Below are 9,480 nucleotides of genomic sequence, written 5' to 3'. Positions count from 1 at the left end.
TTTCAAGGCTCGCAACTTGATTCTTCATCTTATCTAGATAATCTCTTTCTGTTTCGAAGATTTTTACATTTTTCTTTAGTTTGTATAACTCTTCTTTCTGATTCCCAATTGCTTTTTCAATGACTTCTAATGTTACTGGCGTCTTTTTGGCCATGTCGATATGTTTCTCTAGTTTTAAGGCATTATCATAGCTTAAGTATTTTCCGGCTGTTTTTAAATCAGGATAATGTGAGCTTACCTCACGGATCTTAGCCATTTTAATGGCTTCTTCTGCTTGTAACAATACTTTCGTTTCCACTTGAATTTGCTCTTTCTCATACTTAATTTGATGCTGACGATTTTCTTTTTGGTGAGAGAACTCTTTATAGCGTTCGTAGAACTCTTCTTCGTTTGAAAAACGAAGAGATTCTTTATACCCTTGAATGTTGCTTTCATAGTTTACTTTATCGCTCTCTAAATCAGATATTTTATCAAGGTAACGACGTTTCAACATAGTGTTTTCTTTCAGTTTAAACGGATTGAGTGCTCCCTTGAGTTCATCTACTTTCTCTTCATTCTGCTTAATCTCACGCTCTAAATCGTTTACACGGTCATAATAGTTGCTGACGTTCAGAAATTGTTGCTGTTGAACATGAAAATGGCGTTCAATTGGGTCATGACGATCACTCATTTTACGTAATTCGCCATGACGTTTGTAGATATCGTCTAAGGAAACCACTTGTTGATTTAAAAGAGATGCAGCCTTTTGAATCTGTGTTTTTTCAACTTCTGTAGAGAAGCTAAATTGCTTCTCTTTTTCTTTCATTTTTTGTAGATGAGCTTCTTTTTGGCGACGGTAAGTCTGTAAGTCGATAACTACTTGATTGTATTCTTGGCGCTCCCGGTTAACTTGGCCGCGCTCGCTTTGTTTCCCCTTCTTCTCCATGTCGTGAGCGACATGGCCTAAATGGATGGTTGGAAGAACTTCAAGGCCACGACTCTCATGAGAAAGGTGCGTGATTCGCTCGTTGCTTTGGGCTTTCTCCAACGCTTTGTTGGCATAATTCGCCCATTGTTCACGAATAGATAAGCAGCGTTCGCTGTTTTTAACGTACCCACGGTTGTTTTCTTTAGCATTCGCAAAGTCAGCATTCCAATCACGATTCTTCTTGCCGAAACCATTCTCATCAAGATTTCTCATAGTTAACATAATGTGAGCGTGAGGATTATTCGCATCGTCACGATGGATGGCGATGTCGGCCACCATTCCTTTTTGAACAAACTCACGTTGTGCAAAAGACTGAATGAGTTCTTTTTGTTGGTCTTGATTCAGTTCAATTGGCAACGCAATGTTTAATTCGCGTGCTAACTGTGAGTCTTTGCGCTTCTCTACTTTTTCAACTTCATTCCATAAACGGTTGCGATCTTTCACCCATTCTGGCGCATTAGTAGGAGTCAGAATCATGGTTTCTGGTTGCGCGTTACGAGCATAAAACTTTTGTTCGTCTGTGCGTTCATCATGCAGTTTTTCGCCACTGCGATAAGCAGCTGCAGCGACAGCTGATTGTCCTTTTGAACGACTAATAATTTGCATCGATAGATGGTAAATAGCCATGATTCATTCCTCCTTTCTTGTAAATGGGTTTTTGGATTTGGAATAATTTGATGAGAGCAGACAGTGCGCTAATCAACGTTTTTGATGAAAGCATCATCATGAACACCAAAGGTGTCAGATGGTGCTTTCATCTTTGCCGATAGGCAAACAGATTTTATGTAATTCGCCATCTAGGCGAATGAGTCTTTGGTTTTGTCTTTTTGTTCCGAAGGAACCGCACACATCGGTACGATGTATAAGTGCGCCCTTATCTCTTCGATCTAAGGGAATTATACCATATACTGGTGAGAGAATCTATGCTAAAGATACCAATTTATCTCAATTTTTGATATAATCAATTCAAACATTAGAGAATATAAAAAGGAGATGGGGCTCGGTGACGAAGAAGCGAACAGATGAGGAGATTCTTCAGGATTTAGAAGAGAAAATTGAGAAGATGAAAGCGAAGAAACAACAAGTTGAAGCACGTAAAAAGGAAAAAGAGAGAAAAGAAAGAACAAGACGACTTATTCAAGTCGGCGCGATCTTTGAGAAATACTTTGAGATTCAAAGTGAAGAAGAAGCTGAAAAGATTGCGAAGGCATTGCAATCCTATGTAGGGAAGAATAAAGATAAGATTTTGCATCATGATGTAGTTGTAAAAGAAAAAATAAAAGCAGAAGCTGAAGTAGCTACTGCCGAAGAATAATTTATATTGTAAATTATCAGAGCTTCAAATTGGCTACCTTAGTTTATTCAAACTAAGGTAGCCAATTTGAAACCTTGTATTTCTTATACTATTCAATATCAATTTCTCGTTCTTTATTTGGAAACTCAACTAGGTTGCCTGTCGTTTCTTTCTTTTTGGGCTTTTGAGTTTTCGGTTTTTTGACTACAATTCCTTCAATCTCATCCCCATTGCTATCTACTAATGTCACTAACTCTCCATCAGCATTACGGAAATTGATATACAAATTCGTTTTTGAAAGACTTACATCATACTCGTCCATCAACCCTTGTAATGTACTGGCAATAAGTTCAGGTGTAACTGGCTCTTCAAATTTAATCCGCATTTTCCATCACCCCATTTTTGTAGTAGCTGACACTTATATATATTAGTCTAGTATGTCATCTCCAAAACTCCCACCACTTCTTTTTGGTATCTTCCTGGGAAGCAGCCACCATTTTTTTTGTTTCTCTGATGTCCCGCATAACTTGAATAAGGATTTCGTCTCTTTTTTCAGTTCCTGTATCGTCATCCATTCTTTCAAGCAATGTTTTTTTAAGCTCATAAACTTCTTGAATTTGACTATCTTTAATAGCCTGTATCTCGTTTTTAAATGTTTGTTCTTGCTCCTCAAGAAGCCTTACAAAGCGCTGTTCTTGCTCTTTTAAAAGTACACTCATTAGCGTCATAGCGTCATGACTACTAGCATCTTTTTCGGTCATGACGTCATGACCATCTATGTCGTTTCCAGTCATGACATCATGACCCATTGGCTCTATTTGCTTCTTGTTGGCCGTCCCTATCTTCCTTGCTACGGACTCAATGGTCATACCGTCATAACTGATTAGCTCTAAAAACATCTCCAAAGCTTTTATGTCTTCCTCTGTAAAAAGACGATGTCCTAAATTGTTTCTCTGAAAAGAATACCCTTCTTTTTCAAGGCTAAAAACGTATTTTTTAAAGACAGAGTCTTTGAGATTTAACCTCTTTAAAACTTCACCCGTTTTATAAACAAAGTTATTCGTATCAGACATAACGTCATGCCCCCTCTCTAATTCATTCGTCATGACATTATATTAGCCCTTCAATTAAAGAACTGGCAAACGAATATATTTAAAGAATGCCGTGATGAACAACGGCCATCTCACTTAGAATTCATATTAATTTCTAAGAAGTCTAGTTTTAGATTATTTTTATAAAGGGACTCTTTGCTTAGGCGGCCATCCCTTATACGCCTGAGTGTAAAGGGTGGTTTTTAAGGTGTTTAGTCCGTTCAATAAAACTATCTACAAAGTTTGCCATTGCTTTTGTGTCATCACGTTCTAAAAGCTGATTATAGGCGATGGTATAAGCTAATTTATGCATTTCTTCAGTAGAAAGGTTACGTCCTTGTTTTATGTAATCTACAAGTTTATCAAAAGCAATATGAGCAATATCTTGCATGATAGATCTATCAACTGATACACCAAAGTTCTTCATTGCAAGCCAAATACGTCCGTATAGAGACTTAATTTGATTACCAAAAAAAGCTTGATATTGTTGAAGTCTTTTAGGAACCATTTTTATATAAGGTTTACGCTTAGATAATTCTTTACTCATATTTAGATGTTTAATATTATGTAATTGTTTTAAAAAGGTTTTGTTTTTTTGGTGTTGCATATTTGAGTTTTCTTGTGTTGTATTTGGTTGAATTTGATCATTTTCTTTGGCTGGTTCGGCTTTTTGGATTGGTTGAATAATGATAGCATTACTTGTTTGTTTCATGTCACTTCTGCGTTTCATTTCTAGTTGCTTAATAATTCCTAAATCCTCTAAATGCTTACACACACGGATAATAGTAGCGCGACTTTTACCAACTAATTTGCCAATGTTGTTTTTTGTTAAGAAAGAAACACCTAGGTGTTTCGCTGAATGTCCATGTAAGACTTTTAGTACTGCAATGTGAGTTTTCTTTAATTTGTCTTTATGGAGCTCTACGTGAGCTCGTACTGTTTCATTTAGCTCTTCGATAGATTCAAAGGATGATAAGTTTTCGTATGTTTCTACACTTGCAATAATCTCAATTTTTTCTTTTGCCATTTTCATTCTCTCCCTTTTATGGAAAACGAAAAAAGACGTGATACCGTTTTCTAGGTAAACACGTCTTTTAAAATGATAAAAGAGTATAGAACTTCCCCTTGTTTTTCATGTAATTCTATCGTAAAATGAACATAGAATTACACTAAAGAAAAGGTGAAGCAGGTGTTTACCGTGGGTTTGCACGGTGGACGGTTGAAGAAGGGGCCTAATCCTTCGACAACACGCTTTGCCTTTTTCGATTTTCCGATCATGTAATTGATTTAATCATAGCAAACTCTACCAAGTTTAACAATGAAATTTTTAGATAATTTAAGCATATATCAGTTTTTTTTCTGTATCTTGTGAAATAGATTTTTATGTTTTCTTATTAAATAAAAAAAGAGCAACCCTATCTCAACTGGCATTGGGGAAGGTTGCTCTTTTTTGTTTAGGAATTTCACTTTGCAAAAAAGTAAAAGAAAAGGTTAGATTAAGTCGTTAGCTCTTTTAGTGTAACATAATAAAATGAAACTTGTCATACAAATTTTAAAACAAAAGAAGCAACCTCATCTTCGTCATAGGAAATCGAGGTTGCTTTTTTGCTACGTTGAAATTTGTAAGAATAGTCTGATATTAATTTTATCATACTTTTCGTATGTAGGCTATTTTTTGAGAGGGTAGGTTTAATAATAAAAAAAAAACCAACTCTAATGGGCAAATCAGAGTTAGTTTTTTTGCTGATTCTTTAACAGATTAATCCGTTAATAGATCATCATCTCAATATCAATATTAACAAATTTTATTTGCTGATTTATTTTAAAAGCGTATGTAATTATTGGTAAATGAAATATGTGTTGGTAGGTGTACATATGTATAAAACGTGCACTTTTTATACATTGTTTTCATTGATTTGATCAATAGAATGCCTATTCTATCAACGATGTATAAAAAGCTGCATATTGCTATAAAGGTGGCTGTTTTAAATCCCTTGCGCCGCAAGGGATTCTTTTTGTCGTGTGTTCCGGAAAGAGTGTTTATGTAAACTAGATCTGTATATGGTATACATTTTCTGGTGATGACTCATGATTGTATGAGAACTCTTCTTTTAATATTGAATACATTTTTAAATTTTGATGTTTTCCCTTTATAAACATGGCTTTTCTAAGGGTTCCTTCAAAGGACATGCCCAATTTTTTCATTACACATGCTGATCCTTTGTTTTCTACAAAGCATCTTGCTTGGACACGAATAAGTTCCATATGGTTAAAACCAAATTTAATCACTTCGTTTGCGGCTTCTGTTGCTATACCGTTTCCCCAATAATCTTTAGAAATGATATATCCGATTTCAGCTATATTGTGTTCTGTATGCCAAGAGATAAAATCAATAGTACCTATAAGTTTGCCATTTTCTTTATACTCTATCGCCCAGGGAGCAATTTTTCTATTCTCATATTGATTTAACACGAATTTAACGAAGTTAGTAGTATCGTCAAGTGCTTGATGAGTGTCCCACGTAACGTATTTAGATACTTCTTCGTTAGAGCAATAAGAATACATATCTTCAACATCATCTAATGTTATTTTTCTTAATATCAGACGTTCTGTTTCAAGTTTAGGTAAATCCCCAAATATTTCTTCAATCTTCATAAAAAACGCCTCCAAAATTGTTATTTATTAACATTATATATGTAATTTGTATAAAATAAAAAGTATCATTAAATTTTAGTAGAATGATACTTTTTATTTCCGATAATACCTTTTATGTTAACTACAAACGTATTCCATACACAGGTTAAAAACAGAAAAACCACCGGACCTAATCAGTGGTTTTCTGTTACTTGGATGTTATATGTTTGAGTTCTATGAGAAGATGCTTTACAGCATCTTAAGTAGTTTGGGCAATATGTTATGTAATATTCAATGTCCGCAATTATTTTTGTATGAATGTAAAAACCACCTTCTCTCCAAGGTGGTTTTCTTCATTATACGACGTTATCCAATGACACCTTTTGGAGTCTTGAATAGTTTACACTCTTTATAATGTTCTATACATTATACAACGGTAAAAGACAGAGAAGATTCCAGGCGGTTGGGATTTTCTCTGTCTTTTAGCAACTACGTATCAGTGAGGGGGTCAACTGCTCTCAAGACTTAGCTATGGTTTCTTCATTTTATGTAAACAAATCTAAAAGGTTTATATTTCTCCAAAAAATTAATGTGCTATTTATTGTTGCTCTAGTTGTTTCTACGAAGACAACATTTTGGCGCACTTTTATTTTTTACACATATCTTAAGAGTAGTAAGCATATAGGGGGTGACAATATGGGCTTTGGAGGTTATGGTGGCGGTTGCGGCTATGGCGGATATGGTTACGGCGGAGGCGGATGTGGTGCTGGCGGTGGTTTCGCTTTAATTATTGTATTGTTTATTTTATTAATTATTATCGGCGCTTCTTGTTTCGGTGGTTTTGTTGGAGGCTGCTAATAACTAATGAACATTTTACTTTGAAAAAGCTAGCAGTATGCTAGCTTTTTCATTTGATATATTGTTCTTACATAAAAACAACAAAGAATACTGTTAGGGGCAATATTCTTTGTTGTTTTTTGGATGTTATGTAATTGGCTTCTGCTTATCAGTGCCTCACGGCGTACAAGGCACGTTAAATATTTTGCGCTAATTACAAATCTGCATACATATAAAAAGAAAATAGTTCCTAAACAACGTTTTATGTTAACTACGCACACATAAGATATATATTCATGAAACAGAAAAACTGCCATCGGGGAAGAGGCAGTTTTTCTATTTTGGATGTTATACAATTTTGGCTATAAAGTGATACTTCAGGGCGTACAAAGCATCTTGAGTAGTTTGCTCCTAGAAAAGTATTTACATTCAAAAATAAATTCATTTGTGATGTTGGATTGTATGTCCATAAGTTTTTACTTCTTAACATGAGCAGGAGTGTATCCATTCAAGTGAGCAAGATCTGTATAGATAGAAAACACTAGGAGACTAATACAAATAACTCCACCAATTAAGAAAAACAGATATTTTAAAAATGGTTTCATCTCTCGATTATTCCTTTCAAATAAAAAAGCACCTTCTCTCTAAGGTGCTTTTTTAGCTCTTATCATCAATACTTTACATTGTAATTTTGAAACTTTAATCAATCTTGAGTAGCTTGCTCTCTGCGAGATGTTTCTATTCAAAAATAGAAACATCTCTTTAAATCGTTGAAACAAAAAAACTCTTGGGATAATCGCAACCCAGAGTTTTTTTGTATCCAACCAAATACTTCAAGTTATAACGTATAGAGACCTTATGCCATCACAAGTATCATGTTCAAGTATTAAAGAAATTATGTGATGTATATGATTACATATGCTATTATTGAGCACTCATTTTTTGATTGTATGTATATCTTTCTTACGTAAGTTGAAGAACAGAAAACACTACTTCATCTAATTGTTTAGTTAATTTTTTCAAGTAGTATTTTCTGCTTTCCATTCTTTAGTTTGTAACAGTGCGAATGACCGAATAGACGCTGTAAAGCGTCTTTGCTAGTTTTGTCTACCCAGGCTATTTTCATACTCGTATAAGAGCAAATAACCCCCAAATCAGTCTATTTGGGAGTCGTCTGCTAGTTCAATTCATAAAAGGGAACATGTTGAGTCCTTTTTTTAATTAATATGCTTGTCCATTAGTATGTATGATTATTTATTACAAAAGTCTTGTAAACATTATGTACATACACCATATTTCCCACATATGATGGTAGTGTGACACGAATATTTCATTAAATTAGTACGCTCCTTAGACATGTCCCTATTGGTCAGAGTATCGTTTAATGAGAAGTTTTCATTTTAAGAAAGCTCAAAAAAACTTTGAGCTTTTTTTGTACTTATATTTTAGTGCTAGTTACTTACTTTTAAATAAAAAATTGTAGCTATCATCGTAAAAGTACGTCTAAAAACAAAACGGGAACCTCTCTCTTCTTAGAAGAGAGAGGTTCCCGTTTATACGTTTAGGTACAAAGTGGAGTTTTACAATGTTTCTCGATTATATTTCCCGAAAATAGAAGCTAGTATGCAGCTTTTTTATGCTGCTAAAATAAAATTATTTTATTCCTAAAAAGCTAGCTTTATACTTTTTTCATCCGTTTTCACAAGATAAAAAATGCCTTATTTACATATCTTACGTAGATTAGTTTGGAGAGTATAGCCTAATACGGAGTAACAAGAATTTGGATACAATAAAGGGTTCTTTCTACGAGTATGAAAGAACCCTTTTAACATTAATTTTTGTTTTTATTAGCTTGAGCATTTTGACGTTTTACGTGTTGTACGTCAGTCTCACTAGCAAATTCTGTACCGTATTTACCAGAAGATGCTTGAGCGTTTTTTTGCTTCACATGTTGAACATCTGTGCCTGAAGCTGTCGTGTTAGAATATTTGTTTTCCATTACTATCACCTCCACAAGAATTAATATAACCAAGTGGAAGGGCAGTATCCTTAAAAGTATTTGGTAAGGAAAACATGAGAATTCCAGTACAGATAGGGCACATTACTACAATGGAATGCAATTTCTTTAAAAGCTATAGATAACCAACTTAAAGTTGGTTTGAATTGCCTTAAGGCAATTAGGTGGTTAACGAGAAAAATCATGCCCTTGGTCTTTAGATTTATTTATGGAGCTACTTCTAAATCTTCTAAGCTGTTGCTGCTGTTTTTGCAGAGCTTGCTCTTCACTACGAGTAGCTTGTTGGATCGCATCAAAGATGCCTGAAATCGTTCCTATGACCTGCTCTTTGGTTTTTATCTGCTTTTCTATAGCTGGGATGACATCTTTCTCAAGCTCTCTAATTTCGCTTTGTCGCTTGTTTAAATCATCCGGTCCTTTATACCCTTTTTCCTTAAGGTTCTCTTTGTAGTGATTGGCTTCGTGCTGTAATTCTTCATAGTATAGACGTGCTTTTTTTGAAACCAATCGTTTAGCTGTCTCACCAGGACTATTCCTTAGTTGATCAAGTTCTTTCTCTGTTTTTTCAAGGCTCGCAACTTGATTCTTCATCTTATCTAGATAATCTCTTTCTGTTTCGAAGATTTTTACATTTTTCTTT

The 9,480-nt window shown here is 34.6% G+C and carries 7 protein-coding genes and 2 pseudogenes; 2 read left to right on the top strand and 7 right to left on the bottom strand.

The window, feature by feature from the left end:
• Positions 1 to 1,594, bottom strand: a 1,594-nt coding sequence (gene mobQ / locus AC3WJG_RS26615) for a MobQ family relaxase (protein ID WP_492588923.1), incomplete at its 3' end; no start/stop codon positions are given.
• A gap of 376 nt (positions 1,595 to 1,970) precedes the next feature.
• Here mobQ and AC3WJG_RS26610 point away from each other — a divergent pair.
• Positions 1,971 to 2,282 carry a hypothetical protein gene (locus tag AC3WJG_RS26610; RefSeq protein WP_154975097.1) on the top strand — a complete coding sequence of 104 codons (312 nt, stop codon included), beginning with the start codon at positions 1,971 to 1,973 and terminating at the stop codon, positions 2,280 to 2,282.
• 88 nt (positions 2,283 to 2,370) lie between these two features.
• On the opposite strand, the gene AC3WJG_RS26605 is transcribed toward AC3WJG_RS26610, so the two are convergent.
• The 4 genes from AC3WJG_RS26605 to AC3WJG_RS26590 all read right to left on the bottom strand — a co-directional run bounded on the left by AC3WJG_RS26605 (position 2,371) and on the right by AC3WJG_RS26590 (position 6,007).
• Entirely contained in the window at positions 2,371 to 2,646 is a 276-nt protein-coding gene (locus AC3WJG_RS26605; RefSeq protein WP_154975098.1) for a hypothetical protein, read from the bottom strand.
• A 55-nt stretch (positions 2,647 to 2,701) separates the two neighbouring features.
• Positions 2,702 to 3,334 carry a DUF3967 domain-containing protein gene (locus tag AC3WJG_RS26600; RefSeq protein ID WP_492588921.1) on the bottom strand — a complete coding sequence of 211 codons (633 nt, stop codon included), beginning with the start codon at positions 3,332 to 3,334 and terminating at the stop codon, positions 2,702 to 2,704.
• Positions 3,335 to 3,527: 193 nt separating this feature from the next.
• Entirely contained in the window at positions 3,528 to 4,379 is an 852-nt protein-coding gene (locus tag AC3WJG_RS26595) for a helix-turn-helix domain-containing protein (protein WP_492588919.1), read from the bottom strand.
• Between the two features lie 1,022 nt (positions 4,380 to 5,401).
• Positions 5,402 to 6,007: a GNAT family N-acetyltransferase gene (locus AC3WJG_RS26590; protein WP_099000647.1), complete on the bottom strand. Its 606-nt coding sequence runs from the start codon at positions 6,005 to 6,007 to the stop codon at positions 5,402 to 5,404.
• A gap of 675 nt (positions 6,008 to 6,682) precedes the next feature.
• On the opposite strand from AC3WJG_RS26590, the gene AC3WJG_RS26585 reads away from it, so the two are divergent.
• Complete coding sequence (locus tag AC3WJG_RS26585) at positions 6,683 to 6,844, top strand: YjcZ family sporulation protein (RefSeq protein WP_154975153.1); 162 nt, start codon at positions 6,683 to 6,685, stop codon at positions 6,842 to 6,844.
• Between the two features lie 1,813 nt (positions 6,845 to 8,657).
• On the opposite strand, the pseudogene AC3WJG_RS26580 reads toward AC3WJG_RS26585, so the two are convergent.
• Both AC3WJG_RS26580 and AC3WJG_RS26575 read right to left on the bottom strand, forming a co-directional pair.
• Positions 8,658 to 8,822 (bottom strand): annotated as a pseudogene (locus AC3WJG_RS26580) (gamma-type small acid-soluble spore protein); the annotation flags it as partial.
• A gap of 186 nt (positions 8,823 to 9,008) precedes the next feature.
• A pseudogene (locus AC3WJG_RS26575) lies at positions 9,009 to 9,480 on the bottom strand (MobQ family relaxase); the annotation flags it as partial.

This window comes from Priestia sp. FW507-14D1A (genome assembly GCF_058781295.1).
Note: the sequence above shows the minus strand (reverse complement) of the source record. Positions and strands in the feature narration are given on the sequence as shown.

What these genes read in the sequence shown, in the direction of transcription:
- AC3WJG_RS26605 (WP_154975098.1), bottom strand. Translation starts at nt 2,646, where the DNA reads ATGCGGATTAAATTTGAAGAGCCAGTTACACCTGAACTTATTGCCAGT.
- AC3WJG_RS26600 (WP_492588921.1), bottom strand. Translation starts at nt 3,334, where the DNA reads ATGTCTGATACGAATAACTTTGTTTATAAAACGGGTGAAGTTTTAAAG.
- AC3WJG_RS26595 (WP_492588919.1), bottom strand. Translation starts at nt 4,379, where the DNA reads ATGGCAAAAGAAAAAATTGAGATTATTGCAAGTGTAGAAACATACGAA.
- AC3WJG_RS26590 (WP_099000647.1), bottom strand. Translation starts at nt 6,007, where the DNA reads ATGAAGATTGAAGAAATATTTGGGGATTTACCTAAACTTGAAACAGAA.
- AC3WJG_RS26585 (WP_154975153.1), top strand. Translation starts at nt 6,683, where the DNA reads ATGGGCTTTGGAGGTTATGGTGGCGGTTGCGGCTATGGCGGATATGGT.